Source organism: Pectobacterium sp. A5351 (genome assembly GCF_028335745.1).
Classification (GTDB): Bacteria; Pseudomonadota; Gammaproteobacteria; order Enterobacterales; family Enterobacteriaceae; genus Pectobacterium.
Window position 1 is genome coordinate 3,725,139 of record NZ_CP116477.1, and the last position, 25,642, is coordinate 3,750,780.

General features: G+C 52.2%; 22 protein-coding genes, 2 pseudogenes and 1 other annotated feature. Of the genes and pseudogenes, 8 read left to right on the forward strand and 16 right to left on the reverse strand.

Going from position 1 to position 25,642, the window contains the following annotated elements; all coding sequences use genetic code 11:
• The first annotated feature begins 396 nt into the window (after nucleotides 1-396).
• Nucleotides 397-972, forward strand: coding sequence for an acetate uptake transporter (gene satP / locus O1Q74_RS17115; protein ID WP_271874785.1), 576 nt, complete (start codon nucleotides 397-399; stop codon nucleotides 970-972).
• A gap of 134 nt (nucleotides 973-1,106) precedes the next feature.
• On the opposite strand, the gene O1Q74_RS17120 is transcribed toward satP, so the two are convergent.
• Nucleotides 1,107-2,444 carry an MFS transporter gene (locus tag O1Q74_RS17120; RefSeq protein ID WP_271874786.1) on the reverse strand — a complete coding sequence of 446 codons (1,338 nt, stop codon included), beginning with the start codon at nucleotides 2,442-2,444 and terminating at the stop codon, nucleotides 1,107-1,109.
• A 120-nt stretch (nucleotides 2,445-2,564) separates the two neighbouring features.
• Nucleotides 2,565-3,152 (reverse strand): molybdopterin adenylyltransferase, encoded by a 588-nt coding sequence (mog, locus tag O1Q74_RS17125; protein WP_271874787.1) that lies wholly within the window; start codon nucleotides 3,150-3,152, stop codon nucleotides 2,565-2,567.
• A 388-nt stretch (nucleotides 3,153-3,540) separates the two neighbouring features.
• Here mog and O1Q74_RS17130 point away from each other — a divergent pair, with 388 nt between their 5' ends.
• Nucleotides 3,541-4,629, forward strand: a complete 1,089-nt coding sequence (locus O1Q74_RS17130) for a GGDEF domain-containing protein (RefSeq protein WP_271874788.1) — start codon at nucleotides 3,541-3,543, stop codon at nucleotides 4,627-4,629.
• Between the two features lie 76 nt (nucleotides 4,630-4,705).
• Here O1Q74_RS17130 and tal read toward each other — a convergent pair whose 3' ends face one another.
• Nucleotides 4,706-5,659 carry a transaldolase gene (gene tal, locus O1Q74_RS17135; RefSeq protein WP_015841794.1) on the reverse strand — a complete coding sequence of 318 codons (954 nt, stop codon included), beginning with the start codon at nucleotides 5,657-5,659 and terminating at the stop codon, nucleotides 4,706-4,708.
• Nucleotides 5,660-5,944: 285 nt separating this feature from the next.
• On the opposite strand from tal, the gene yaaA reads away from it, so the two are divergent.
• Nucleotides 5,945-6,718: a peroxide stress protein YaaA gene (yaaA, locus tag O1Q74_RS17140; protein WP_271874789.1), complete on the forward strand. Its 774-nt coding sequence runs from the start codon at nucleotides 5,945-5,947 to the stop codon at nucleotides 6,716-6,718.
• Nucleotides 6,719-6,779: 61 nt separating this feature from the next.
• Here yaaA and thrC read toward each other — a convergent pair whose 3' ends face one another.
• The 6 genes from thrC to O1Q74_RS17165 form a co-directional block, all read right to left on the reverse strand.
• Nucleotides 6,780-8,069 (reverse strand): threonine synthase, encoded by a 1,290-nt coding sequence (gene thrC / locus O1Q74_RS17145; protein WP_271874790.1) that lies wholly within the window; start codon nucleotides 8,067-8,069, stop codon nucleotides 6,780-6,782.
• Between the two features lie 3 nt (nucleotides 8,070-8,072).
• A complete protein-coding gene (gene thrB, locus O1Q74_RS17150; RefSeq protein WP_225085841.1) occupies nucleotides 8,073-9,002 on the reverse strand; it encodes a homoserine kinase in 930 nt (309 codons plus the stop codon).
• A gap of 2 nt (nucleotides 9,003-9,004) precedes the next feature.
• Entirely contained in the window at nucleotides 9,005-11,464 is a 2,460-nt protein-coding gene (gene thrA / locus O1Q74_RS17155) for a bifunctional aspartate kinase/homoserine dehydrogenase I (RefSeq protein WP_271874791.1), read from the reverse strand.
• A gap of 91 nt (nucleotides 11,465-11,555) precedes the next feature.
• Nucleotides 11,556-11,671, reverse strand: a sequence feature (Thr leader region).
• Nucleotides 11,610-11,696 (reverse strand): thr operon leader peptide, encoded by an 87-nt coding sequence (gene thrL, locus O1Q74_RS20410; protein ID WP_071531141.1) that lies wholly within the window; start codon nucleotides 11,694-11,696, stop codon nucleotides 11,610-11,612. Its footprint overlaps the feature before it by 62 nt.
• A gap of 27 nt (nucleotides 11,697-11,723) precedes the next feature.
• Nucleotides 11,724-11,879: a hypothetical protein gene (locus tag O1Q74_RS17160; protein WP_180999029.1), complete on the reverse strand. Its 156-nt coding sequence runs from the start codon at nucleotides 11,877-11,879 to the stop codon at nucleotides 11,724-11,726.
• A 10-nt stretch (nucleotides 11,880-11,889) separates the two neighbouring features.
• Nucleotides 11,890-12,576: a tRNA/rRNA methyltransferase gene (locus O1Q74_RS17165; RefSeq protein WP_271874792.1), complete on the reverse strand. Its 687-nt coding sequence runs from the start codon at nucleotides 12,574-12,576 to the stop codon at nucleotides 11,890-11,892.
• A gap of 746 nt (nucleotides 12,577-13,322) precedes the next feature.
• Here O1Q74_RS17165 and arcA point away from each other — a divergent pair.
• Nucleotides 13,323-14,039 (forward strand): two-component system response regulator ArcA, encoded by a 717-nt coding sequence (gene arcA, locus O1Q74_RS17170; protein ID WP_264496648.1) that lies wholly within the window; start codon nucleotides 13,323-13,325, stop codon nucleotides 14,037-14,039.
• A 60-nt stretch (nucleotides 14,040-14,099) separates the two neighbouring features.
• On the opposite strand, the gene creA is transcribed toward arcA, so the two are convergent.
• Nucleotides 14,100-14,582: a protein CreA gene (gene creA / locus O1Q74_RS17175; protein WP_271874793.1), complete on the reverse strand. Its 483-nt coding sequence runs from the start codon at nucleotides 14,580-14,582 to the stop codon at nucleotides 14,100-14,102.
• Nucleotides 14,583-14,787: 205 nt separating this feature from the next.
• Between creA and robA the strand changes: the two genes are divergently transcribed.
• Complete coding sequence (robA, locus tag O1Q74_RS17180; RefSeq protein ID WP_271874794.1) at nucleotides 14,788-15,654, forward strand: MDR efflux pump AcrAB transcriptional activator RobA; 867 nt, start codon at nucleotides 14,788-14,790, stop codon at nucleotides 15,652-15,654.
• 30 nt (nucleotides 15,655-15,684) lie between these two features.
• On the opposite strand, the gene gpmB is transcribed toward robA, so the two are convergent.
• Nucleotides 15,685-16,335, reverse strand: a complete 651-nt coding sequence (gpmB, locus tag O1Q74_RS17185; RefSeq protein WP_271874795.1) for a 2,3-diphosphoglycerate-dependent phosphoglycerate mutase GpmB — start codon at nucleotides 16,333-16,335, stop codon at nucleotides 15,685-15,687.
• 50 nt (nucleotides 16,336-16,385) lie between these two features.
• Here gpmB and yjjX point away from each other — a divergent pair, with 50 nt between their 5' ends.
• On the forward strand, nucleotides 16,386-16,925 hold the full coding sequence (gene yjjX / locus O1Q74_RS17190) for an inosine/xanthosine triphosphatase (protein WP_271874796.1): 540 nt from the start codon (nucleotides 16,386-16,388) through the stop codon (nucleotides 16,923-16,925).
• A 3-nt stretch (nucleotides 16,926-16,928) separates the two neighbouring features.
• Here yjjX and trpR read toward each other — a convergent pair whose 3' ends face one another.
• Nucleotides 16,929-17,276, reverse strand: coding sequence for a trp operon repressor (gene trpR, locus O1Q74_RS17195; RefSeq protein ID WP_271874797.1), 348 nt, complete (start codon nucleotides 17,274-17,276; stop codon nucleotides 16,929-16,931).
• Between the two features lie 72 nt (nucleotides 17,277-17,348).
• Nucleotides 17,349-19,274: a murein transglycosylase gene (gene sltY / locus O1Q74_RS17200; RefSeq protein ID WP_442953148.1), complete on the reverse strand. Its 1,926-nt coding sequence runs from the start codon at nucleotides 19,272-19,274 to the stop codon at nucleotides 17,349-17,351.
• A gap of 366 nt (nucleotides 19,275-19,640) precedes the next feature.
• On the opposite strand from sltY, the gene ettA reads away from it, so the two are divergent.
• The gene (ettA, locus tag O1Q74_RS17205; protein WP_015841807.1) at nucleotides 19,641-21,308 is read left to right on the forward strand and encodes an energy-dependent translational throttle protein EttA; all 1,668 of its coding nucleotides are present in this window, start codon (nucleotides 19,641-19,643) and stop codon (nucleotides 21,306-21,308) included.
• A 76-nt stretch (nucleotides 21,309-21,384) separates the two neighbouring features.
• Here the strand turns inward: ettA and O1Q74_RS17210 are convergent, their stop codons facing one another.
• Both O1Q74_RS17210 and O1Q74_RS17215 read right to left on the reverse strand, forming a co-directional pair.
• Nucleotides 21,385-23,088, reverse strand: a complete 1,704-nt coding sequence (locus O1Q74_RS17210) for a methyl-accepting chemotaxis protein (RefSeq protein WP_271874799.1) — start codon at nucleotides 23,086-23,088, stop codon at nucleotides 21,385-21,387.
• 250 nt (nucleotides 23,089-23,338) lie between these two features.
• Nucleotides 23,339-23,620 (reverse strand): annotated as a pseudogene (locus O1Q74_RS17215) (LysR substrate-binding domain-containing protein); the annotation flags it as partial.
• Here O1Q74_RS17215 and O1Q74_RS17220 point away from each other — a divergent pair.
• Nucleotides 23,621-24,254: pseudogene (locus O1Q74_RS17220) on the forward strand (zinc-binding dehydrogenase); the annotation flags it as partial. It lies immediately after the preceding pseudogene.
• A gap of 70 nt (nucleotides 24,255-24,324) precedes the next feature.
• Here O1Q74_RS17220 and serA read toward each other — a convergent pair.
• Nucleotides 24,325-25,557, reverse strand: a complete 1,233-nt coding sequence (gene serA / locus O1Q74_RS17225) for a phosphoglycerate dehydrogenase (protein ID WP_263058101.1) — start codon at nucleotides 25,555-25,557, stop codon at nucleotides 24,325-24,327.
• Between the last annotated feature and the right edge of the window lie 85 nt (nucleotides 25,558-25,642).

Sequence of the window (25,642 nt, forward strand, 5' to 3'; positions counted from 1 at the left end):
TTTTCCAACAACATACCCTCGTTTTCATCAGCAGCACACGTTTCATTGTCATGCTAACCACCGATGTAACGGCCCGACACACGCCTTCGCGGCAGGTCAAACTGTTTCGGTTGGAAATAAGATGGGGCCAACATTTCTATCATCAAGGGGGGAAGATGAAAAAAAATGACCTTTATCCCTCGTACGATCAAACTATTCTGTCTTCCCCATGTTGTGTCCATTCCAAACGCCCGATATGATGCCGCGCTCGCCGCAAAAATGGGGACATTTCCCTACACAATGGCGGGCAATAACACCTAAACGACACCTATCCCAACGTGATTGGCGCATTCGCTAACTTTAAATGCCGCGCCCGACACGAAGGGACTATTAATTATCTGTTATTGCAGAGGATTTATGAGCACGAACACGTTGGCAAATCCTGGTCCATTAGGACTGATGGGCTTCGGGATGACCACTATTCTGTTGAACCTGCACAACGCAGGCTTTTTCCCACTTTCTTCCATCATTCTCAGCATGGGTATTTTCTACGGCGGCATCGCCCAGATTCTGGCCGGTCTGCTGGAGTATAAAAAAGGCAATACATTTGGCGTGACCGCGTTTACGTCTTATGGCGCATTCTGGCTGACGCTGGTTGCTATTCTCATGCTGCCGAAAATGGGTCTGGCGGAAGCCAGCGATCCCCAGTTTCTTGGCGTGTTCCTTGGCCTGTGGGGCATTTTCACACTGTTTATGTTCTTCGGTACATTCGGCACCAACCGCGCAACGCAATTTGTCTTCGGTAGCCTGACCATACTGTTTGCTCTGCTGGCTGTCGGTAACTTTACCGGCAATCACGCGCTGCTGACCTTCGCGGGTTACGAAGGTATTATCTGTGGCGCGAGCGCAATTTATCTGGCAATGGCTGAAGTGCTGAACGAGAAGTTTGGCCGTAGCGTCCTGCCAATTGGTGCTCGTGGCGCGTCTCACTAAGTTCTGACGCCATACCCGTACCGACGCGATCCTGCGTGAAATGCAAGCGGGCCCTGTTAACGTGACAGGGCCCGCTTGTTTTTGATAATGCCGCGTTTTTGATGACGGTACATTTTAAGAACGATACAACACGCTTAAACCTCAACAGGCGAACGATCGCGCGCGTCGCTATCGGCCAAAGCGCGCGAATCGGCATCCAGATCGCGCTGCAAATACATCCCCAGCAGCAACCCTACCGCGGCCAGAGTCAGAACATAGAATGCCGGTGCCAGCGGCGTGGCCTTCATAATCAGCGTGACAAAGACGGGAGTCAGGCCACCGAAAATGGCATAGGCAACGTTGTAGGAAAAAGAAATCCCCGAGAACCGCACCGCAGCCGGAAACGCCCGCACCATGACATACGGCACACCGCCCACCACGCCAACGCTGAGCCCCACAACTGCATAGCTGACAAAGAGCAGCGTCGTACTGCTTGCTGCCGAACTGTAAAAGAACCAGCTACAGGCGGCCAGCGACAGGCTGCCCACCATAAACAGCCTGCTGGCGCCAAAGCGGTCGACCAGCAGCCCCGCACCGACACAACCCACCATCAACGCAATCGTTGCCAGACAGTTCGCCTGCAACGCCAGCGCCGCAGGAATGCCGTGGACTTTTTGCAGGTAGGTCGGTGCCATCAGAATAACGACGACGATACACGCAGACAGCAACCAAGTCAGCAGCATGGAAACCACAACCGCACGTTTATGGTTTAAGACGACAGATTTTAGCGGCAGCTCTTCCGCCAGCTTTTTCTGCGCCTGCATTTCCATAAAAATAGGCGTTTCCTGCAACCAGCGGCGCAGATACATGGCAGCAAGGCCAAAAACCCCGCCGATGAAGAACGGCAAGCGCCAGCCGCCGCCCGACATCTGCTCCGGCGTAAGCACCGTATTCAGCAACGTCGCGATCAGCGAACCCAGCAGAATCCCCATCGTCAGCCCGGCAGTCAGCGTACCGCAGGCAAAACCGATGCGAGCTCGAGGCACATGCTCCGCCACGAAGACCCACGCACCGGGGACTTCCCCACCGATTGCAGCCCCTTGCAGCACGCGCATCAACAGCAGCAGAAGCGGTGCAGCAATACCAATGGCTTCATAGGTTGGCAGCAGGCCCATTGCCAGCGTCGGTAGCGCCATCAGCAATATACTGAGGCTGAACATTCTCTTACGTCCGCTTTTATCACCAAAGTGGGCCATGATGATGCCCCCAAGTGGGCGAGCCAGATAGCCTGCGGCAAAAATACCGAACGTCTGTACCTGCCGCAGCCATTCAGGAATATCCGGCGGAAAGAAGAGATCGCCAATCACGGCAGCAAAGAAGACAAAAATAATAAAATCATAAAACTCTAACGCGCCACCCAGCGCAGCCAGAGACAGCGTTTTATAGTCCTGCCGGTTCAACCGGCGAGGATCGGCGTGTTGATCCTGAGTCATAAGATACCGTGCATTGCCAGAGTGAAAAAATCCACCACAGTGTGTAAAGTAGAAATTACTATAGCGGCAAAATTTTTATACACCAGCAAAGCTGAATCTTATGTTCCAAATCACCTAACTTCAGTCTTTTATTTCGCGTACAGCATTTTTAGGGCGAAAAGCTGCTACCACATCCGCATTGGTTTCAATGTAAGGGCCTTCCAGCAGTTGGATACAATACGGTACGCTGGCAAAAATACCGGCCACAACCACCTTGCCATCAGCGTTTTTTAAACCTTCCAGCGTTTCCTTAATCGACTTGGGCTGCCCTGGAAGATTAAGAATCAGCGCCTGTTTGCGCAGCACCCCCACCTGACGAGAGAGGATCGCGGTAGGAACAAAGCGCAAGCTGATCTGCCGCATTTGTTCGCCAAAACCCGGCATTTCTCGATCGGCAACAGCCAGCGTGGCATCTGGCGTAACATCACGACGCGCAGGCCCCGTTCCCCCGGTTGTCAGCACCAGATGGCAGCCACGTTCATCCACAAGCTCACACAGTGTTTGTTCAATCATCGGCTGTTCATCCGGCACCAGTCGAGTTTCCACTTCAAAAGGTGTAATCAGGGCGCTACGGAGCCAGGATTCCAATTCTGGGATGCCTTTGTCCTGATAAACCCCGTTGGAAGCGCGGTCAGATACGGAGACCAACCCAATACGCAATACATTCATAAGCACCTCAGTCTAAGTAAAACATTAATTTTATCAGGATATTGAACGCTTTTAGCAAGCAATTATCTCTTATGAGGAAATGCATACCACGTTCGTTATTTCGCGCTGTATGCGGTATGACATTTGATAACTATTATTAAATAGCGTCTCAAAAAAAGTAAAAGATTACTGAAATTAATAATACCCTGGCGCAATTAAAATTTAAGAATAGTAAGCGCATAAAAAAGATCGCTTACCCATTAAGAGCAGATGAAATAAGCCGATAAATTAAAGAGAAAAGAATGATATCCACCGCGGCAGAACATCACCTTAAATCAAATCATATGATAAAATTAAAGCACTTCTTGAGTATCAAAATAAGTAAAAAAGACCTATCAAGGAAGTCGCCATGAACGATCTTAAATATAAGATACTTAAGCTTTTTGCCCATCCGACATACGCCTTTTTCCTGTTCGGAGTGATTTCCTTTATCTTCACTATCATTATTATGCATGAAGCGAACAAGTCGACCTGGAAAACAGAACGAACAAATCTCGATACCGCCATAAAAACCTACGGCTCCTACACCAACAGCGGTGAAGTAACAGAAAGCGATATTGATCGGCAATCCGGCATTTATTTGTCTTCACGTACCAGAACATTTGCCTTTAACACGCGAGATTCGCGTAGCGAATGTATAAACAAACTTTCTTCTTCCGACCTCACCTTCAACGATATGGCCGTTATTCGCACCTGCCAGAATAAACTGCCTTCTATAGGAGATTATGCGGGTAAAGACACACTGACGATTATTTTCCCTATTCTGTCGCCAACCGATGAGTTATTGGGTATTTGGATAAGAACAACATCAGAAAACCCACAACCATCCCTTATCCAGACGCTGTCCTCTTTGTCCTCGCTTCTCATTATTGCAGGTAGCGTGCTGCTCTTCGCTATTTTAGGTAGCCTGATGTCACTGCTGACAAAAAAATATTTGGTGGAATTGCCGATCATCGCGCGCTATGACGACCTCACTGGTTATTTACGGCGAGACGCGTTCTTTCTGGCTGCCAATAAAGCCTTTAGTGTCGCCAATCTGACCAAGCGGCCCGTCAGCGTCATTCTGATCGACATCGACTACTTTAAGCACGTGAATGATAGCTTTGGTCACGGCGTCGGTGACGAGGCGCTGAAGTGTGTTGCCGACACCTTCAAAAAATCATTTCGTCGCGAAGATATTTTTGGCCGTATTGGCGGCGATGAATTTGCAATCGTGCTGCCGAATACCGGGTTAGACGATGCGTACACCATCGTGGATAAAGCGAGAGCACGCGTTAGCGACACGCCTTGTGAAACCGCCACAGGGAAAATCAAGCTGACGGTCAGTATTGGGCTGGTTGAATACCATATCGCTGGAGAAGACCTCAGCGAGGTGATGAAACGGGCCGATGATAATCTTTATGTCGCGAAGAAAACCCGTAACGCGACGGCGAGATAGACTTCTCCCTTCAAAAATGCCAGCGCGCAGACAAAAAAATAGCCGGGAATCCCGGCTATTTTTATCAGCAGAATGCTTACAGTAAATCTGCAATCATCTTTTCCAGTTTTTCCTGGTCGATAGCAAATTTACGGATCCCATCGGCCAGTTTATCAATCGCCATTGGGTCTTGATTGTGCTGCCAGTAGAATTCCGCTTCCGTCATTTTCGCCGGACGAACTTTCACTTCACCAGCATAAGACAATTTACGAACCACCTCGCCTTCGCTTTCTGACAGCTCTTTCAACAGCGCTGGTGCGATCGTCAGACGGTCACACCCGGCCAGTTCCAGAATCTCACCCACGTTACGGAAGCTCGCGCCCATCACGACGGTTTCATAGCCGTGCTCTTTGTAGTAGTCATAGATTTCGCTAACGGACACCACGCCTGGATCTTCGTGCGGCGCGAATTCTTTCTTATCGCCATTGGCTTTGTACCAGTCAAGAATACGGCCAACAAACGGTGAAATCAGGAATACGCCAGCTTCAGCACAAGCGCGAGCCTGTGCAAAGGAGAACAGCAGCGTCAGGTTACAGTTGATGCCTTCTTTTTCCAGTTGCTCCGCCGCGCGGATGCCCTGCCAGGTTGACGCCAGTTTAATCAGGATACGCTCGTTGCTGATGCCTGCGTCGTTGTACAGTTTGATCAGGTGTTTTGCCTTCGCCACACTGGCTTCGGTGTCATAAGACAAACGTGCATCCACTTCCGTGGAGATGCGGCCGGGGATCAATTTTAAAATTTCGAGACCAATGTTGACCGCCAGTTTATCCGTGGCATCCACGACCTGCTGTTTGCGATCGCTGCTCTGCTCACGCGCCCAGGCAATTGCCTCGTCGATCAGCTTGCGGTATTCAGGAATTTGCGCCGCGTTCAGAATCAGTGAAGGGTTGGTGGTCGCATCTTGCGGTTGGTACAGTTTCATTGCCGCAATATCGCCGGTATCAGCTACAACCGTGGTCAATTGGCGTAGGGAAGTCAGTTTATCCGTCATGTTGGCATGTCTCGTTGTTTATACGTGGTGCTCGTGAATGAATCGACTTGTTATCTAATCGGGTGGCCATCTGTTTTGTGCCGAAATCTGATAATAACACGCGCACTTTCCCGCGCAAGCCAGCCTTTTCCGACGTTCCTCTGCAATGGGGGTCGCACACTGGCGTTCCCCCTTTCCAAAGACGCTCGAACGTCAAAGACAAGGCGTATTGTAGCTATCGCCGTTTTCTTACGGCGTTCTTGCTATAGTAGGCTCATCTAAAATCAGACCGACAGGACATGGCGCATGCTTATTACTATTTCACCCGCAAAAACGCTCGACTACACCAGTCCTTTGGCAACGACGCACTATACCCAGCCAGAACTTCTGGACCAGTCCAGCCAGTTGATTGATGTATGTAAAAAACTGACGCCAGCGCAGATCGCCTCGCTGATGAGTATCAGCGATAAACTGGCCGATCTGAACGCAGGCCGCTTTAGCGAGTGGCATCCAGATTTCACACCGGAGAACGCGCGTCAAGCGCTGCTGGCGTTTAAGGGTGACGTCTATACTGGATTAGCCGCAGAAGATTTCAGCGAGGATGATTTCGATTTCGCCCAGCAGCATCTGCGTATGCTATCTGGTCTGTACGGCGTGTTGCGTCCGCTGGATTTGATGCGGCCATATCGGCTGGAAATGGGTACCAAACTGGAAAATAAAGCCGGTAAAGATCTCTACAGTTTCTGGGGCGACACTATTACGGAAAAACTGAATCAGGCGCTGCGCGACCAAGGCGACGAGGTGCTGGTTAATCTGGCATCGGATGAATATTTCAAGGCCGTCAAACCGAAAAAGCTCAATGCTCGTCTGATCAAACCCGTCTTTTTGGATGAGAAAAACGGTAAATTCAAGGTGATCAGTTTCTACGCCAAGAAAGCGCGCGGCCTGATGAGTCGTTTCATTATTCAAAACCGTCTGACGCAACCGGAACAGTTGAAAGCGTTTAATCTGGATGGCTACTTCTTCGAGGCAGCAGACTCCTCGAGTGACGAGCTGGTGTTTAAACGCCACGAGCAGTAAACAAAGTAGTACGATAGGCAACAAAGAGAAAGGCGGCGAAACCGCCGCCTTTTCAGCCACCTTATTCCGGCAGCGACATCAGGAACTCACGCAGCTTCGCGAAATCATCCGGGAAGTTGTGCGATAGCAGATCCAGATCGGCACGCTCAGCCAGCGCTTCCGGCAGATCCAGTTCTTTGCCCAGAATGTCTTCTACACTTTCCTTGAATTTCGCCGGGTGCGCCGTACCCAGGAACAGGCCGAACTCACCCGCTTGCAGTTGATCGCGCAGCAGACGATAAGCAATCGCCGCATGCGGCTCAGAGACATACCCTAACGCATCCAACTCATGCATGGTTTCTTTCGTGGTCTCATCGCTCACCGCACCAAAGCCCAGCGTTTTCAACTGCCAGTTTTTACGGCGGAACAGCTCTTCCACACGTGGCCAGTTGTTCGGCTGACTCACATCCATCGCGTTGGATAACGTTGCCACCGTTTTATTCGGCTCCCAGTTTCCACTGCTCAGGAAACGCGGCACGGTGTCATTGGCGTTGGTCGCCGCGATGAAACGCTTAATCGGCAGCCCCAGCGATTTAGCCAGCAGACCAGCAGTCAGATCGCCGAAGTTACCGCTCGGTACGGAAACCACCAGCTGATTACGCGCTTCCTGCGGCAATTGTGCAACCGCTTCAAAGTAGTAGCAAATTTGCGCCAGCAGACGGCTGATATTGATGGAGTTTGCCGAGTTCAGGCCAATCGCCTTTTTCAGTTCTTCATCATCGAACGCTTTTTTCACCAATGCCTGACAGGCATCGAAATCACTGTCGACCGCGATGGTGTGAATGTTGCCGCCCAGCGTACAGAACAGCTTTTCCTGCAACGGACTGATTTTGCCCTGCGGATACAAAATCACCACACGGACATTTTCCAGACCATAGAAAGCGTGCGCCACGGCAGCACCGGTATCGCCAGAGGTCGCCGTCAGAATGGTAATTTTCTCGTCGCCAGACACTTCCGTCAGCATTTGCGCCATAAAGCGGCCGCCGAAGTCTTTAAAAGCCAGCGTCGGGCCATGGAACAGCTCCAGCGCGGCGATATCTTCCGCTACCGGTGCAACCGGTGCAGGGAATGCAAAGGCCGCTTTTACGCGCTTGAACACGGTTTCAGCCGCAATTTCATCGCCGATATAGGCGGACAGAATGCGGCTGCTGCGGGTAACAAAATCCAGATCCAGCAGCGCATCGATTTCGGTGCGCTCAAATTCCGGCAGATCCAGCGGGAAGAACAGCCCTTGCTGGCTACCCAGCCCTTGCTTGATAGCCTGAGCAAAACTGACCTGCTCGTTATGATCTTTAAGGTTGTACAGTTTCATGCGTTATCCCAGTAGTCGTGCGCCAGTCGTATCAAGACGGCAAATATGAACAAAACCTTCATCGTTCTGCAAATAGTTATCCCGCAGCCAGTCGGCCAGACGCTGCGCGCTCGCCATGTCGTTGCAAACGGAGAATAACGTCGGGCCAGAGCCGGAAATACCGCAGGCCAACGCCCCGATATCTTCAGCAGCCTGGCGAGCGGCAGCAAAGCCGGGCAGCAGTTTCGTACGATAAGGTTCTGCGATGACATCCTTCATCAGTTTCGCCGCCAGCGCGGCCTGTCCGGTATGGCACGCGTGGATAAAACCCGCCAGATAACGGCCGTGGCTGATGCAATCCTGACGACGGTATTGCGCAGGCAGAATCGCGCGCGCTTCGGCAGTAGAGACTTTAATCCCCGGATACGCCATGACCCACAGCCAGTCATCAAACGATGGCACAGGTTGGCTGATAATGCCGTTCTCTTCCAGCATCAGTTGGACGCCGCCAAGGAAACACGGTGCCACGTTATCGTAGTGAACGCTGCCGGAAATGCGCCCTTCCAGCTCGCCCATCAGCGTCAGCAGACGGGTATCATCCAGCGGTTTGCCGCAAAATTCGTTCATCGCCATCAGCCCGGCGACGACAGAACAGGCGCTGGAACCTAGCCCTGAGCCAATCGGCATATTCTTTTCGAGCGTCATCGCCACTGGCACGGTTTTGCCAATTTCCTGGCAGAAAAGCTCCCAACATTGATACACAATGTTTTCTTTCGGGTTGTCCGGCAGCTTGCTGACAAAACGCCCTTCATTACGCAGGCTGAACAGATCGGCGGCCTCGACAGAGACGCAATCGCCCAGCAATGAACCGTCTACCGGCGAAACGGCCGCACCCAGCACATCAAACCCAACGCTGACGTTACCGATTGATGCAGGTGCATACACCTTAACCATAATTATGCTCCCAACTTCCATGACAAGGTGCGCAGCAGATCTGCGAACACACCAGCAGCGGTAACAGCGTTACCCGCGCCATAACCGCGCAACACGAGCGGCAGTGGCTGATAATAACGGCTGTAGAATGCCAGCGCATTCTCGCCATCTTTGACTTTAAACAGCGGATCGTTGCCACCAACGGCACTGATCTTAACCTTGCAGCGACCTTCTTCAATCACGCCGACATAACGCAACACTTTACCTTCATCACGCGCTTGTGCAACACGGCTGGCGAACTCATCGTCTACCGACGGCAGACGCTGCATGAAGCTCGCGACATCGCCAGAAGCATCGAAGCTGGCTGGCAGAACGGACTCTACTTCAATATCGCTAAGCTCAAGCTGATAACCCGCTTCACGCGCCAGAATCAGCAGCTTACGAGCCACGTCCATACCGGACAGATCGTCACGCGGGTCGGGTTCGGTGTACCCTTTCTCTTTCGCCTGCGTGGTCGCTTCCGACAACGACATACCTTCATCGAGTTTACCGAAAATAAAGGACAGCGAACCAGAGAGAATACCGGTAAAGCGAATCAGTTCATCACCGGCATTCAGCAGGTTTTGCAGGTTCTCAATCACCGGCAGGCCAGCACCGACGTTAGTGTCATACAGGAAACGACGGCGGGATTTCGCCGCGGCGCTGCGCAGTTGGTGATAATAGTTCATCGACCCGGTGTTGGCTTTCTTGTTTGGCGTCACCACGTGGAAACCGTCGGCCAGGAAATCCACATACTGATCGGCCACAGCCTGATTCGACGTACAGTCAACGATAACCGGGTTCAGCAGGTGGTACTCTTTCACCAGACGAATCAGACGGCCCAGATTGAACGGCTCGCGGGCTTTCGCCAGCTCTTCACGCCAGTTGTCCATCGAAATGCCGTTAATATTGGTCAGCAAGGCTTTGGAGTTCGCGATCCCACACACACGCAGGTCGATGTGCTTGTCTTTCAGCCACGGCTGCTGACGGTGAATCTGCTCCAGCAGCGCGCCGCCCACGCCACCGACGCCGATCACAAACACGTCGATCACCTGATCGGTGTTAAACAGCATCTGGTGCGCCACGCGCACGCCGGTGGTCGCCACATCGTTGTTCACCACAACGGAGATAGAACGTTCAGAGGAACCCTGCGCGATAGCCACGATATTAATATTCGCCGTCGCCAGCGCAGAGAACAAGCGCGCAGACAGGCCGCGCAGTGTGCGCATACCATCACCCACGACAGAAAGGATCGCCAGACGTTCCATCACATCCAACGGCTCCAGCACGCCTTCTTTCAGTTCCAGATAGAATTCGTCTTCCAGCGTTTTGCGGGCACGCGCCAGCTCGTTTTGCGATACGCAGAAGCTGATGCTGTATTCAGAAGATGACTGCGTAATCAGAACAACAGAGATACCCGCACGTGACATCGCGGCAAACACACGCGCCGCCATGCCGACCATGCCTTTCATGCCGGGGCCGGATACGTTAATCATCGCCATATTGTTCAGGTTGGTGATGCCTTTTACCGGATACTGAGTATCCGTGCTGTCCATGCCGATGAGCGTACCGGGGGCCTGAGGGTTTTCGGTGTTTTTGATGAGGCAGGGAATTTGGAACTGGGCGATAGGGGCGATAGTGCGGGGGTGGAGGACTTTGGCACCGAAATAGGACAGCTCCATCGCCTCCTTATAGGACATCGATTTCAATAATCGAGCGTCCGGCACCTGACGCGGATCGCAGGTATAAACGCCGTCCACATCGGTCCAGATCTCACAACAGTCGGCACGTAAACACGCAGCCAGTACCGCAGCGGAATAGTCAGAACCGTTGCGGCCCAGCACCACCAGTTCCCCTTTGTCGTTACCGGCAGTAAAGCCTGCCATCAGGATCACATGATCTTCCGGAATGGCGCTTTCGGCGATACGGCGAGTCGATTCCGTGATATCCACAGTGGATTCAAGATAGTGTCCCTGCGCCAGCAGCTTCTCAACCGGGTTGATAACGGAGACCCCATAGCCGCGCGCCTGAAAGACCGCTTCCATGATGGCGATAGACAGTTTTTCCCCTCGGCAGATAATCGCAGCGTTCACGCTATCAGGGCATTGGCCCAGCAGCGCGATGCCGTGCAGAACGTGTTTCAGTTGTGCAAATTCCTGATCCACGAATGCCTTCAGGCGGGCATGGTCAAAGCCGGGTTGAGATGCGGCAAGGCCTTGCAGCAGCGAAGAAAAGATCGTTTCGGCGTCATTCAAATGAGGCAGGATATCTTGTCCGGCGACGGTTTTCTCAATCATGGCAACCAGATGGTTGGTAATTTTCGCCGGAGCGGACAATACGGTAGCCACCTGTCCCTGGCGCGCGTTGTTCTCGATAATGTCGGCAACGCGCGCAAAACGCTCCGCATTTGCTACTGAAGTCCCGCCAAATTTCAACACTCGCATTTTTATCTTTTCTCCTGAATTTCTGCCAACCAAACGCCGGAAGCGTTTTTTGTATGCCGCTTACAGGCGGCGCTGAGGGATAACCTGCCGTAAAAAAAAAGCCCGCACTGTTCGGTGCGGGCTTTTTCTGGAATCTTTATATGCGTCAGCCCGCACCGTTACTGGTTGTATCGGTGATGGTAATAATCGTGGTGATCAGGCTGATAGTGCGCATGCTAAAATCGAATCTCATTAGAAGTAGAGTTATCTGCCCTATTAGTTAGGCCAATCGCCCTTTGAAGTCAACGGATTTCTTTTTTTTCTTCTCGCCGAAGGAAAAAATCCAGCCGCTCAACCCACTGCCTAAACAGGAATAAGCCGGACAAACCGTTGTCAAAATACGTGACTCAAGATGTTCGACTGCCAAAAAAGCCATCTCTGCTATCTTATTTCGGCAGTCTTTTTTCAATGTCGTGTAGCAATCGATGGAGCATCGCCGTATCGCGTTGCTCTAAACGCCCTAGCCGCTGATGCAACCAGTCCCGCAGTTTTTCATCGTCCTCAACCGCCAGAGTAACCAGTAGCCGATCCAAACGATCGTGCAGCGCCGACAACTGCCCTGCCACCGCTGGCTCTGCTGCTTCCGGTTTGACCTGCATGAGTTCAGCCAGTTGGTAGCAGTACACCATCACCGCCTGACCAAGATTCAGCGAAGGATAATCCGCTTTCATCGGCACACCAGTCAGCACATCTGCCAGTTCAAGTTCTTCATTCGTCAGGCCAACATCTTCCCGACCAAACACCAGCGCCGCAGAAGTCATCCATTGTCCCTTCTCCTGTAACACACCAGTCAATTCGGCTGGCGTGCAGTAATAGCGAAATTTAGCACGACTACGCGCGGTGGTCGCGACCGTAAAATCCACATCAGCCAGTGCTTCAGCTAGCGTGGAAAATACCTGCGCGTTATCCAGAACATCCCCCGAACCGTGTGCCACCCAACGAGCAGCGGGTTCTTGATGTACTGCGCTACCGACAATACGTAAACTACTGAAACCCATCGTTTTCATTGCACGGGCTGCCGCTCCCACGTTCTCTGCCCGAGCGGGCTCAACCAAAATAATATGAAACTGCATAGACTCCTCAGTATGGGTTACATACTCTCTGGCACGATTTTCGCCAGCCGCTAAATAATCAGGCCATGTCATCAATAGCGATTCATCGTTCACTATTTACCAATGACTCTCCATCAATAACTACAGGTGGAAAATTAACAATAAACCAACAAAATTTCCGGCATCAACTCGGCCTTCGGTAGGAAACATCAGTGATGTCCAAAAAATGGGCGGGAAGAGAAACCATACGAAAAACAAGGTAAATTATTTTATTTCAATAAGTTATAAAACGACTAACGACGGTGTAGCGCCAATGATGATTATTGGCATTTACTATGCTAAATCGTTCATAAAAAATGCTAAATTGTGACGTAAACTGGCAATCCTATAAGTGTTTATCACAAAATAGTTAACGTGCTAAAATGAAATTTGATATATGTCAACAGAACCGTAGATTTATCAGCAGGCAAAATCCGTGCTTACTGTTATGTTGCTGTTAATAAGGTTAAACTGTGCGCCACTTTGAGCGCAGTTAAATTAGCGCCACGCTCATCCGCTAGCAGTACCTCTAAGCGGGTAGAGAATGAACACCAGTTACGCATTTACGTACTTGAGTCTGATGCTGAGCGAGGCCGTAGTTTACCTCGATAAGCTCCAGGGAAATACCCGGAATAACTGGCGTTGTAGCCAGCGGGCCAGCAGGGTATGACAGCGACTTCTGTACTTCCGATTTCTATAATTTAAGTTGGCAATTTTAGGTAGCAAACATGCAGACGCCGCACATTCTTATTGTTGAAGACGAGTTGGTAACTCGTAATACCCTCAAAAGCATTTTTGAGGCGGAAGGATACGTTGTTCACGAAGCCACTGACGGCGCAGAAATGCACCACATTTTGTCTGAGAATGACATCAACCTGGTGATCATGGACATCAACCTGCCAGGAAAGAACGGCCTGTTGCTGGCACGTGAACTGCGTGAGCAAGCCGCCGTTGCCTTGATGTTCCTCACTGGCCGCGACAATGAAGTCGATAAGATCCTCGGTCTGGAAATCGGTGCGGATGACTACATCACCAAACCCTTCAACCCACGTGAACTGACGATCCGCGCACGTAACCTGCTGTCACGTACCATGAATTTGGGTAGCGGCACTGAAGAGCGTCGTCTGGTGGAAAGCTATCGTTTCAACGGCTGGGAACTGGACATCAATAGCCGTTCTCTGATTAGCCCGGCTGGCGAACAATACAAACTGCCGCGCAGTGAATTCCGCGCCATGCTGCACTTCTGCGAAAACCCGGGCAAGATTCAGTCTCGCGCGGAACTGCTGAAGAAAATGACGGGCCGTGAGCTTAAGCCACACGACCGTACCGTTGACGTCACCATCCGCCGTATCCGCAAGCACTTTGAATCTACAGCCGATACGCCGGAAATCATCGCGACGATCCACGGCGAAGGCTACCGCTTCTGCGGCGACCTGGAAAATTAATCCCCTCAGCCGGAACAGGCATCTGTTCCGGCTGTTTTCCCTTCTTATTCTTACCGCACATTATTCACTCTTTCCCCACGGCATAACTGGCACCGCGCTTAACGCGTTTTTCGGCGAACCATCGACTACACGATCGGAGTAAGCGAGATAGATCAGCGCATTGCGCTTTTGATCGTAAAACCGAACAACCTGCAATTTCTTGAAAACCAGCGAGGTTCTTTTCTGGAATACCACAGATCCGCGGTCGCCGCCGTTTTTGATTTTATCGGACAGCGTGATCGGCCCAACCTGCTGGCAGGAAATAGCCGCGTCCGACGTGTCTTCAGCCAGCCCTAATCCACCCTTGATTCCACCCGTTTTGGCTCGGCTAATGTAGCAGGTCACGTTTGAGACATCCGGGTCGTCGAACGCTTCTACCACGATCTTATGATCTGGCCCCAACAGTTTAAAGACGGTATCGACAGACCCGATCTCTTCCGCACTGACGACGCCAGCGGTAGATAGCAGCAGCAGACCCGCTACCATGGTACGCTTTATGTTCATATTTCAGGCCCTGTGACAATTCATAACAAACGATTAATAACCACAATCAAAAAGAGGATGTACAAAATAAACCACTATCACAATCCTCCTTATCCAAATTACCTGCGGAATATTTTCAAAAATCTTCGGCAGTACCAAAGTGAAAATATTGCTATGATGCGGGATCTCAATACGCTCACGCCCAATGTGTTTGATGAGGAATATTATGGATCAAGCCGGTATCATACGTGACTTGCTTAACTGGCTGGAAAGCCATCTCGACCAACCGCTATCACTGGATAATGTGGCGGCGAAAGCGGGTTATTCCAAGTGGCATCTGCAAAGAATGTTCAAAGACGTGACGGGCCATGCCATTGGTTCATATATCCGAGCGCGGAGATTGACCAAAGCGGCGGTTGCACTTTGTCTGACCAGTCGCCCTATCCTTGATATTGCCCTGCAATACCGTTTTGATTCACAACAGACCTTTACTCGCGCGTTCAAAAAGCAGTTTACCCAAACGCCAGCGTCTTACCGTCGTTCCGATAACTGGAATACTTTCGGCATTCGTCCGCCGATCCGGCTCGGTGAATTCACCCTGCCACAGCCAGAATTTATCATGCTGCCGGAAACCCACCTGGTTGGCACCACGCAAAGTTACAGCTGTCGATTAGAACAAATCTCGAATTTTCGCACGGACATTCGCGTTCATTTCTGGAGCCAATATTTAGGTGAAACGACCAGTGTTCCTCCTGTGCTTTACGGGCTACATCACGTTCGTCCCAGCCTGGAAAAGGAAGATGAACATGAAGTGCTCTATACGACAGCCATTGAGCCCCAACATGTTCCAGAAGATCTACAGGCAGGAACTCCGATCATTTTGCCAGCAGGCGAGTATGCACGGTTTATCTATGACGGCCCGACAGATTCTCTTCAGGACTTCATTCTCACACTGTACGATACCAGCCTCCCCACGTTCCACCTCACCCTCCGCAAAGGGTTCAGCATTGAACGATTTGATACGACGAACATGACGGAGAATGGTCCACCAGCGGTATTGCGCTGTGAATATCTGACCCCAATTATCCGTTAACCGCCAGTGTGTTTTATTTTCTGCAAAAACTCAGCGCTGTAGCTCATCCAGTGCCGGAATATCCAGATGCGAGATATCTCCGGCCGTTTCCACCACCCATCCCGGTGCCAGCCACGGGCTTTGCTGATAATCGATGCGCGACAGCGAGCAGTTGCGCAGGCGCAGGCGCCGCTCAGCAGACGCCGGTAGCCCCAGAACCGTACTCAGCAGGCACCCCAGCGCCATCCCATGGCTCACCAGCAGAGGACGACTGCCTGCTGGCAGCGCCAGACATCGCTCCAGAACGCCGTGCATGCGTAATGCCACATCAACCATCGATTCACCTTCCGGGATACGGCCATCGGGCGTGCCATCCACCAGCCCTTTACGCCACCTTTCTTCCTCAGCAGTCAGCAAATCCAGATCGCGCGCTTCCAACACGCCCATATTCAATTCACGTAACCCAGGCTCCAGGATTATCTGGCAATTGCCGCAAGATTTAGCGATGATTTCTGTCGTCTGACGCGTTCTTCCGAGATCGCTGGTAAAAATATGCGTAATCCCTAACGTCCTGATTCGTTCAGCAACTTGCTGTGCCTGTTGCTCACCTCTTGGCGTCAGCGCACTGTCCGATTGACCCTGAATACGTCGAGCCACATTCCATTCTGTTTCGCCGTGGCGAACAAGATATACCTGTAACATGGTTATTTTCCGTTATACTGCGTCAAATTAACTAAAGGTACGAAACTGTTATGTATCACGTTGTTGCTGCAACTACCAACCCGGCAAAGATTAAGGCTATTACTCTGGCATTCACCGATGTCTTTGGTGCAGAAAACTGCCGCATCGAAGGCGTTGACGTCGATAGCGGCGTCCCGCGTCAACCTCTTGGTTCTCTCGAAACCCGTACTGGCGCCAGAAACCGCGTTATGATGGCACGCCAGGTGCGACCGGAAGCCGATTTTTGGGTCGGTGTCGAAGCGGGCATTGAAGAAAGCATGACATTCGCCTGGATGGTGATCGAGAATACCCACCTGCGTGGCGAATCACGCTCTGCAAGCCTGGTTCTTCCTGAAAGTATATTACATGGTATCCGTGAAGGACGGGAATTAGGCGATGAAATGGAGCGTTTGACGGGCGTTCAGAATATTAAACATAAAGGTGGTGCCATCGGCGTCTTCACCGACGGCAAACTGTCACGTACCAGCGTATATCACCAGGCGCTGCTGCTGGCACTGGTGCCGTTCCATAACCCGATCTATCAGATTCCCGTCCACGCCGCAAAATCGTAACAGTTACGCGTCGTCACCCAACGGTTTATCTGCCGACAGCAACTGCGCTTCCAGCCAGGCTTTTAACGCGGGGGGCGCGGCTTTCAGGCTATTTGAACCGCGCGTGATGGTAGCAATCCCTGCCCCTAACTCGCTTTTCAACTCACGCTGACTCATGTCACCCCGCATCAGCTCCTGCACAATTCTCACCCGCGTTCCCAACGCCGTACGCTCGTCCGGCGTCAGTAGCAGTTGAAGCAACGGCAATTGCAGATCCTCCGCAATAGACTGCTGCAATAGCGCAACAAAGCGCACCCAGTGCGCATTGTCTTGTTCAGAAAGTGCCGGGTCAATAAGCGATAACGGAGTCATAACGGGCTACCATACTATTTAACTAGTACGGCAGCATAACACAATTTCGGGTAGCGATCGCAACGCCGCGTCTCAATAACGCCGCTGCCATTCCGCATCCGTCAGTACATTGGCTGGCTGATTAAGGAAATAGCGATAGAAGACGTCATAGGCCAGCACATTTTTCACGTATCCTCGCGTTTCCGAGAACGGAATACTTTCGATAAACGCAACGGGATCAATGCGTCCGGCGCTGTTTCTCAACCAGGTATTCACCCGCGATGGTCCGGCATTATAAGCTGCGGAAGACAGGATCCGGTTGCGGCCAAATGTCTGGTACACGTACTCCAGATAGCTCGTTCCCAACAGTATATTCGTCTCAGGATCGAACAGTTGGCTACTGTTTGTGTAGAACGTGATATTGCTCATTTTGGCAGTATGCTGCGCCGTCGCGGGCATCAACTGCATCAAACCCGATGCGCCAACCAGAGAACGCGCTTTCGGGTTCCAGGCGCTTTCCTGACGCGCGATCGCCATCGCATAACTCTGGCTAATCCCTTTCCCCTGCGTTTCACGGCGGAATTCGTCACTCCAGGCCAAAGGGAAACGCTCTTCCAGATGATCCCACAGCTTCGCGACAATCGTTGCCTGCACGCTCAAATCCGCCCAGCGCTGCTCAAACGCATAGCGCGCCAGCGCCTCCTGCTGCGGCTTACTGCGATTCGCCATTAGCCCCACCCATTCGCTGCGCGCCAGATTATCCATCTGCCAGAACATCAATTCCCGCACGCGGGCGACTTCCGGTAGCTGGGACAAAGAAGAATCCGGCTTCACCGCCGTCATGATCGTAATGGGATAGCGCTCATTGAGCTTCTGCGCTGCCGCCATAGGATAGAACCCGCGTTCTTGCATCAGGCTGCGTAATAGCGTCTCGCCTTCCTGACGTTTACCCTGATCCAACAGCACCACCGCACGCCAGTAGCGCCATTCGTCTTTCTGTAACGCCTCCGCTGGCAAGCGCGCCATCCAGCTTGTCAGCCCCTGACGATCGCCTGCACCCAACGCCATGCGTACACGACGCTCCAGCAACGTGGTCGATGCACTCTTGCGCACCACGTCATCCCGCCACTGCGCCTGCTCTGATGTGGCATCGTTGCCCATCAACCGCCAGGCAATGGTTTCTTCCATCTCCTGACGCTCTGCGGCACTCATTTTCTGTAGACGGACAATAATCGGCAGCATCGCACGGGCATTATCGGCATCCTGACGCGCCGTGCGCGTGAAGGCCGACAGCGTGACTTTCCGGGTGAAATCCGTTGGCCCGACAGTGCGGGCGAAGCTCTCCAGCGAATTCGGATCGTTCTGGAGTTTTAGCAGCGCATCGCCCATCGTTTTATAATTGTCAGGTAACTGCTTGATGAGGTAGCTCACCAGACTGCTACTGCCCTCATCCATCGCCAGACGCGTGCGTTCCAGCGTCGTCATCGGCGTCTGTTCGCCCGCCTGCTGCCAGACGGAAAAGAGTTTATCGCACACCTCAGGGAGCGAACGCCCGGTCAGCCAGATATCACGTGTAGCTTCCCACACGCCCTGACGCTGGCCGGTAGCCCACTGGGCATAATAAAAATTACAGCGGGCACTAACCGGTTTCGGCGGCTGCGGGCTAAATGCCAGCAGCCCGATCCAGTCCTGACGACGCGCCAGTTCATTCACAAAGCTGGTATTGAGATTACGGGCGGGCGGCAGCGTCGGGTGCGTTGCCATAAACTGCCTCACCTGCGTCGCGCTGACCTGGCTCAGGTCCTGCGTGAGCGAACGGTATTCAAGATAAGGATAAAGCGGGTAACTGCGCAGCGTCGTCATCAGTTGCGCTACCGTGTCCATCTGGTTGCTGTCCCATGCTTGCTTAACCTGCTGATAGCGCTGACGCTGTTCGTCCAGAGAATCCGCCAGCACATGGCCAGAGGCCCCAGCCAGACATATCGCCGCAACGGCGTACCACCAATGAACCGCTTTCATCACCTGCATAACCTCATCCGTTATCGAACTTGCTATCGGTATCCTTCATCGTATCGATACCCCTATCCTATCGGGCAGATCCAGTGTGGCACATCATGCCAGACAACGATACGTCGATCCGCAAGCCGATTCTGAAATTCTCCAGGCGGGCCAAGCTCTCAGATCGGCCATGGCAAATCGCCGGATAGCTGGGATCGCGGGCTGAAACCCGCTACACTTCATACTCAAAGTAATGCACTTAGAATAATCGATCCGCTGCCAGGGTATTGCCTTAACAGCGATGTAGTATTAAGTAGCATCGTGCTACACATGGTCACCCGCTTATGGTGACAAATCATAGAGATAAGAGAGAGGCGAAGTCGCAACGTGGCTCAATATGTTTATACCATGCATCGCGTCGGTAAGGTCGTACCGCCGAAGCGTCACATTCTGAAAAACATCTCCCTCAGTTTTTTCCCCGGTGCCAAGATCGGCGTGCTGGGTCTGAACGGAGCCGGTAAATCAACGCTGTTGCGTATTATGGCTGGCATTGATACGGACATCGAGGGCGAAGCTCGCCCACAACCTGGCATCAAAATCGGCTATTTGCCGCAGGAACCGCAGTTAAACACGGAGCACACCGTACGTGAATCCGTAGAAGAAGCGGTGTCTGAAGTCGTGACCGCGCTGAAGCGTCTTGATGAGGTCTATGCGCTGTATGCCGACCCAGATGCGGACTTCGATAAGCTGGCCGCCGAGCAAGGCAAGCTGGAAGAAATCATTCAGGCGCACGACGGTCACAATCTGAATAACCAACTGGAGCGCGCCGCCGATGCGCTGCGCTTGCCGGAGTGGGATGCGAAAATCGCTAACCTGTCTGGGGGTGAGCGTCGTCGCGTGGCCCTGTGCCGTCTGCTGCTGGAAAAGCCAGACATGCTGCTGCTCGACGAACCGACCAACCACCTGGATGCCGAGTCTGTCGCCTGGCTGGAACGCTTCCTGCACGACTTCGAGGGTACCGTGGTCGCCATTACCCACGACCGTTACTTCCTCGATAACGTCGCAGGCTGGATTCTGGAGCTGGACCGTGGCGAAGGGATTCCGTGGGAAGGCAACTACTCTTCGTGGCTGGAGCAGAAAGATCAGCGTCTGGCCCAAGAAGCCTCTCAGGAAGCAGCGCGCCGTAAATCCATTGAGAAAGAGCTGGAGTGGGTGCGTCAAGGTGCCAAAGGCCGTCAGTCCAAAGGTAAAGCTCGCCTGGCACGCTTTGAAGAGCTGAACAACACGGAATACCAGAAACGCAACGAAACCAACGAACTGTTTATTCCGCCTGGTGCTCGCCTCGGCGATAAAGTGGTGGAAGTCACCAACCTCAGCAAATCTTACGGCGAACGCCAGCTCATCGACGGGCTGTCTTTCTCCGTACCAAAAGGTGCCATTGTCGGCATTATCGGCCCGAACGGTGCCGGTAAATCGACGCTGTTCCGTATGATGTCCGGTCAGGAGCAGCCAGATAGCGGTACGATCGAGCTGGGTGAAACGGTGAAACTGGCGTCAGTCGACCAGTTCCGTGACGCGATGGACAACAGCAAAACCGTTTGGGAAGAAGTGTCCGGCGGGCAGGACATCATGCGTATCGGCAACACCGAGATGCCAAGCCGCGCGTACGTTGGTCGTTTCAACTTCAAAGGCGTTGATCAGGGCAAACGCGTTGGCGAGCTGTCCGGTGGTGAACGCGGTCGTCTGCATCTGGCGAAGCTGTTGCAGGTCGGCGGCAACGTATTGCTGCTCGATGAACCGACCAACGACCTGGATATCGAAACCCTGCGCGCGCTGGAAAACGCCCTGCTGGAATTCCCTGGCTGTGCCATGGTGATCTCGCATGACCGTTGGTTCCTCGACCGTATCGCAACGCACATTCTGGATTACCAGGATGAAGGTAAAGTGGAATTCTTCGAAGGTAACTTTACCGAATACGAAGAATACAAGAAGCGTACACTGGGCGCCGATGCGCTGGAACCCCACCGCATCAAATACAAGAAGATCGCTAAATAAGCCGTCACCGAACGTCATAAACAAATGGCCCGCATTGCGGGTCATTTGTTTCCTACCATGCTTCATTTATCGGGAATCAGAACGTTTCCCAGTTTTGATTATCGCTGGCTTTGCTACTGGTTCCGCCAATCGCCATTGCTGGCGCTAAGCGCGGTTGCGGCGCAGCCTTCGGCAATGACGCTTTCAGTCTCTGAGCCACACCAGCCAGCTTGAATACCGCGACAGCCTGAGTCAGCCGTGCAGCCTGTTCTTCTAGTGACACAGCGGCCGCCGAAGCTTCCTGCACCAGCGCCGCATTCTGCTGCGTTGCGCTATCCATTTCAGACACGGCCTGACTCACCTGCCCGATACCACGACTTTGCTCGTCGGAAGCAGAAGCAATTTCTCCCATGATATCGGTCACGCTGACAACCGCACGGACAATCTCACCCATGGTTGTACCTGCCTGAGACACAAGCCCAGACCCTGTTTCCACCAGCCGGCTCGATTCGCCAATCAACCCTTCAATCTCTTTCGCAGCCTGTGCGCTGCGCTGCGCCAAATTACGGACTTCACCTGCAACCACCGCAAAACCACGCCCTTGCTCACCCGCACGCGCGGCTTCTACCGCCGCGTTCAGCGCCAGAATGTTGGTCTGGAATGCAATGCTATTAATAACCGAGGTGATTTCGGAAATACGCCGTGAACTGGTGGAAATATCCTGCATGGTATCCACCACGTTCTTCACGATCTGCCCACCCTTCTCGGCTTTTTCAGAGGCATTTTTCGCCAGTTGGCTGGCGTGATGGGCGTTGTCAGAGTTCTGTTTCACCGTTGCGGTCAGTTGCTCCATGCTCGCGGCGGTTTCCTCCAACGCGGCCGCCTGCTGCTCGGTACGCGAAGAGAGATCGACGTTACCCGCCGTAATTTCTGACGATCCCTGATAGATCGAATCCGCACCTTCACGCACGATCGTCACCGTATCCGTCAGTTCCGCCTGCATGTTCTGAATATTCGTTCCCAGAATACCGATTTCATTACGCCCCATTGCCATCGGCGGCTGTGTCAAATCGCCTGAGGCAATCTTTTGGATACGTTCAACCAGTCTGTTGATTGGCGCGAGGATCACATTGCGTACAATGATGTAGGCCATGATCGCCATAATGATAGACAGAGCAAAGGACCCCGCCATCATCCAGTAACCCAGTCTGGCATTATGCTCTGCCTGCAGGTTGATCTCCTGCGCGGCTTTCGTCAGTTCAGTCACTTTCTTGCGTACTGGAACACTGAACGCTTCATCTAACTGACGAGCCAATGTGCTTTCCAGCGTGATCGTCTCTTCAAATTTTCCGTCGTTTGTCGCTTTCTGCATCGCCAGAATCGCGTTATCGCGGTAGTCGGCGTACGCCTTAAGAATTTCACCATCCAGCGCGTTTTCACTCTCCAGTTTGTCTGGACGCGCAAGATATTCATCCAAACGTTTCTGTGAGGCTCTGACTCGACCAGCAGCCTGATCTGAAGCGGATTTAAAGACCTCGCGATCGCTAATACGGTTTGCGGCACCAGCCTGAATAAGCAGCAGTCGAGCAACACGTAGCTGATCGAGGCTGCTGCTGATACCAGCACGGACATCAGACAATTCATTTGTCTTATCCAGTGAATCATCACTCAGCTTTAAGAAATAGCTCGCCGTACCAATAGAAAGCGCAAATAAAATCAAGATAATTGAAAAAAGAGTAATAAATAACGAAACGAGACGTATGTTGTTGATGTAACCCAACTTCTCTTTTTGAATAGACATCGGTTGCATTCTCATTTTCACCATCACTGGCATACATTATCTCTGCCATTACAGACCTGACAGAGCCCAGATATCACTGTGACAATAACGTCACGCAGAACAGACCTTTCATAAAAAAGTCAAAAGGAACCAAAAATGTTATCGGCATTTCCAATCAAAAACGTACCTAAAATAATTTGATAGAAATCACGTTTCAATAAAAATTAAAAACAACCAATAAAAATGAAACAAAAATATTATGGGCATGGTATCACGGCTGATTTTTCAAAAATGTTGAGTTATCGTCCAGCGCACGATGTTGTAAAACAAAGTCAATAAAACACGCTAACGCAGCCGAATTCAGTTTGCGGCTGGGATACACCAGATAAAGTTCGTTAGCTTCCGCCTGCCACTCCGGCAAGACCCTGACCAGCTTCCCGGAAACTGCGTCATCCAGACAGAGAAAATCCGGCAATAGTGTAATCCCCGCCCCCGCCATGGCACACTCGCGGGCGTAAAGCAGGTTATCCGTGATATGCGCCTCGGGCAGTAGGCACTGACAGCATGGGAAGGATTGTTCGAACACCTGAAAATACAGCAGGCCGACAGCGAGAAAACGCTGTTGATTATCGGTGGCACAGGCGGCGTAGGCTCCCTTGCGATTTCGCTGGCAGCACTACGCAGTTCAGTGAACATCATCGCTACCGCATCACAGCCTGACTCAGCAGCCTGACTCAGCAGCGTGGTGCAGCCAGCGCGGTGCCCACAAGGTCGTCGATTACCGCAATCTGATCGAGGAACTGGCAAAAGAAGGGATTAAACAGGTCGACTACATTTTCTGTCTGAACGACACGGACGGCCACTGGGATGCCATCAGCAAACTGATCGCGCCGATGGGCCACATTTGCACCATCGTGGAAAACAAAAACCCGCTCGATCAAACGGCGTTGAAACTCAAAAGCGCAGCGCTACATTGGGAACTCATGTTTACCCGTAGCATGTTCACCACGCCAGATATCACCGAACAGGGGAATATTTTGCACGAAATCGCACAGTTGGTTGATGCAGGAAAACTTCAGGGAACTGCCAGCGAAACGCTGCAAGGGTTAACCGTAGACACGCTGAAGCAGGCTCACAGTAAAGTGCAGGAAGGGCATATGCGCGGCAAGATCGTTATCGCGCTGTAATAACGCAGCCAGCCCCATTTGGGGCTGGCTGTTTATTCACTGATTAACGCGATTCGCCGCTTAAAGCGAATTAGAACAGCAGACGGGCACGAATGGTGCCTGGAATCGCCTTCATCAGTTGCAGCGCCGTTTGCGCGCCGTCGGTTTCGACATCAATGACCACATAACCAATTTCAGGCGTCGTTTGCAGATACTGCGCGGCAATGTTAATGCCCTGCTCAGCAAAGATCTGGTTAATTTTGGTAATAATGCCAGGACGATTTTCATGGATGTGCAGCAGGCGGCTGGCGCGTGCGCCATGAACAGGCAGCGACACTTCCGGGAAATTCACCGCAGACAGCGTAGACCCGTTGTCTGAATATTTCGCCAGTTTTCCGGCCACTTCATCACCGATGTTTTCCTGCGCTTCCTGCGTAGAACCACCGATATGCGGCGTCAGCAGTACGTTATCAAACTCACACAGCGGCGACAGGAACGGATCGCTGTTGGTTGCCGGTTCCTGTGGGAACACGTCAATGGCCGCACCGGACAGATGCTTGCTGCTCAGCGCTTCGCACAATGCAGGAATATCAACCACCGTACCGCGAGCAGCGTTAATCAGGATGGAACCCGGCTTCATCAGCGCCAGCTCTTCCGCTCCCATCATATTCTGCGTGCTGTCATTTTCCGGCACGTGCAGGCTCACTACGTCGCTCATATTCAGCAGGTCGGACAGGTGGCGCACCTGCTGAGCATTACCCAGCGGTAATTTACTTTCGATATCATAGAAGTAAACGTGCATACCCAGGCTTTCAGCCAGAATACCCAACTGAGTACCGATATGACCGTAGCCGATGATCCCCAGCTTTTTGCCGCGCGCTTCAAACGAGCCGACAGCCAGTTTGTGCCAGATACCACGGTGCGCTTTCGCGTTCGCCGCCGGGATACCGCGCAGCATCAGCAGCATTTCGCCGATCACCATTTCTGCCACGGATCGGGTATTGGAAAACGGTGCGTTAAATACTGGGATACCGCGTTTGGTCGCGGCCGACAGATCAACCTGATTCGTTCCGATACAGAAACACCCTACCGCGATCAGTTTTTCCGCAGCAGCAAAAATCTCTTCTGTCAGATGGGTACGCGAGCGAATACCCACAAAGTGCGCATCGCGAATGGAGGCTTTCAGCGCCTCAGGATCCAACGCGCCCTTGTGGAACTCGATGTTGGTGTAACCGGCTGCACGCAGATTATCCAGCGCGCTCTGGTGCACGCCTTCCACTAACAGAAACTTAATCTTGTCTTTTTCCAGTGATACCTTTGCCATTTCCCGACCTTATTTTCAGACTTCAAATGTGACAGAGTGCTAAATAGCCTCTGCCAACATAACAAAAATTACGCAGTCAGCAATA

What these genes read in the sequence shown, in the direction of transcription:
- satP (WP_271874785.1), top strand. Translation starts at nt 397, where the DNA reads ATGAGCACGAACACGTTGGCAAATCCTGGTCCATTAGGACTGATGGGC.
- O1Q74_RS17120 (WP_271874786.1), bottom strand. Translation starts at nt 2,444, where the DNA reads ATGACTCAGGATCAACACGCCGATCCTCGCCGGTTGAACCGGCAGGAC.
- mog (WP_271874787.1), bottom strand. Translation starts at nt 3,152, where the DNA reads ATGAATGTATTGCGTATTGGGTTGGTCTCCGTATCTGACCGCGCTTCC.
- O1Q74_RS17130 (WP_271874788.1), top strand. Translation starts at nt 3,541, where the DNA reads ATGAACGATCTTAAATATAAGATACTTAAGCTTTTTGCCCATCCGACA.
- tal (WP_015841794.1), bottom strand. Translation starts at nt 5,659, where the DNA reads ATGACGGATAAACTGACTTCCCTACGCCAATTGACCACGGTTGTAGCT.
- yaaA (WP_271874789.1), top strand. Translation starts at nt 5,945, where the DNA reads ATGCTTATTACTATTTCACCCGCAAAAACGCTCGACTACACCAGTCCT.
- thrC (WP_271874790.1), bottom strand. Translation starts at nt 8,069, where the DNA reads ATGAAACTGTACAACCTTAAAGATCATAACGAGCAGGTCAGTTTTGCT.
- thrB (WP_225085841.1), bottom strand. Translation starts at nt 9,002, where the DNA reads ATGGTTAAGGTGTATGCACCTGCATCAATCGGTAACGTCAGCGTTGGG.
- thrA (WP_271874791.1), bottom strand. Translation starts at nt 11,464, where the DNA reads ATGCGAGTGTTGAAATTTGGCGGGACTTCAGTAGCAAATGCGGAGCGT.
- thrL (WP_071531141.1), bottom strand. Translation starts at nt 11,696, where the DNA reads ATGAGATTCGATTTTAGCATGCGCACTATCAGCCTGATCACCACGATT.
- O1Q74_RS17160 (WP_180999029.1), bottom strand. Translation starts at nt 11,879, where the DNA reads ATGGCTTTTTTGGCAGTCGAACATCTTGAGTCACGTATTTTGACAACG.
- O1Q74_RS17165 (WP_271874792.1), bottom strand. Translation starts at nt 12,576, where the DNA reads ATGCAGTTTCATATTATTTTGGTTGAGCCCGCTCGGGCAGAGAACGTG.
- arcA (WP_264496648.1), top strand. Translation starts at nt 13,323, where the DNA reads ATGCAGACGCCGCACATTCTTATTGTTGAAGACGAGTTGGTAACTCGT.
- creA (WP_271874793.1), bottom strand. Translation starts at nt 14,582, where the DNA reads ATGAACATAAAGCGTACCATGGTAGCGGGTCTGCTGCTGCTATCTACC.
- robA (WP_271874794.1), top strand. Translation starts at nt 14,788, where the DNA reads ATGGATCAAGCCGGTATCATACGTGACTTGCTTAACTGGCTGGAAAGC.
- gpmB (WP_271874795.1), bottom strand. Translation starts at nt 16,335, where the DNA reads ATGTTACAGGTATATCTTGTTCGCCACGGCGAAACAGAATGGAATGTG.
- yjjX (WP_271874796.1), top strand. Translation starts at nt 16,386, where the DNA reads ATGTATCACGTTGTTGCTGCAACTACCAACCCGGCAAAGATTAAGGCT.
- trpR (WP_271874797.1), bottom strand. Translation starts at nt 17,276, where the DNA reads ATGACTCCGTTATCGCTTATTGACCCGGCACTTTCTGAACAAGACAAT.
- sltY (WP_442953148.1), bottom strand. Translation starts at nt 19,274, where the DNA reads ATGAAAGCGGTTCATTGGTGGTACGCCGTTGCGGCGATATGTCTGGCT.
- O1Q74_RS17210 (WP_271874799.1), bottom strand. Translation starts at nt 23,088, where the DNA reads ATGTCTATTCAAAAAGAGAAGTTGGGTTACATCAACAACATACGTCTC.
- serA (WP_263058101.1), bottom strand. Translation starts at nt 25,557, where the DNA reads ATGGCAAAGGTATCACTGGAAAAAGACAAGATTAAGTTTCTGTTAGTG.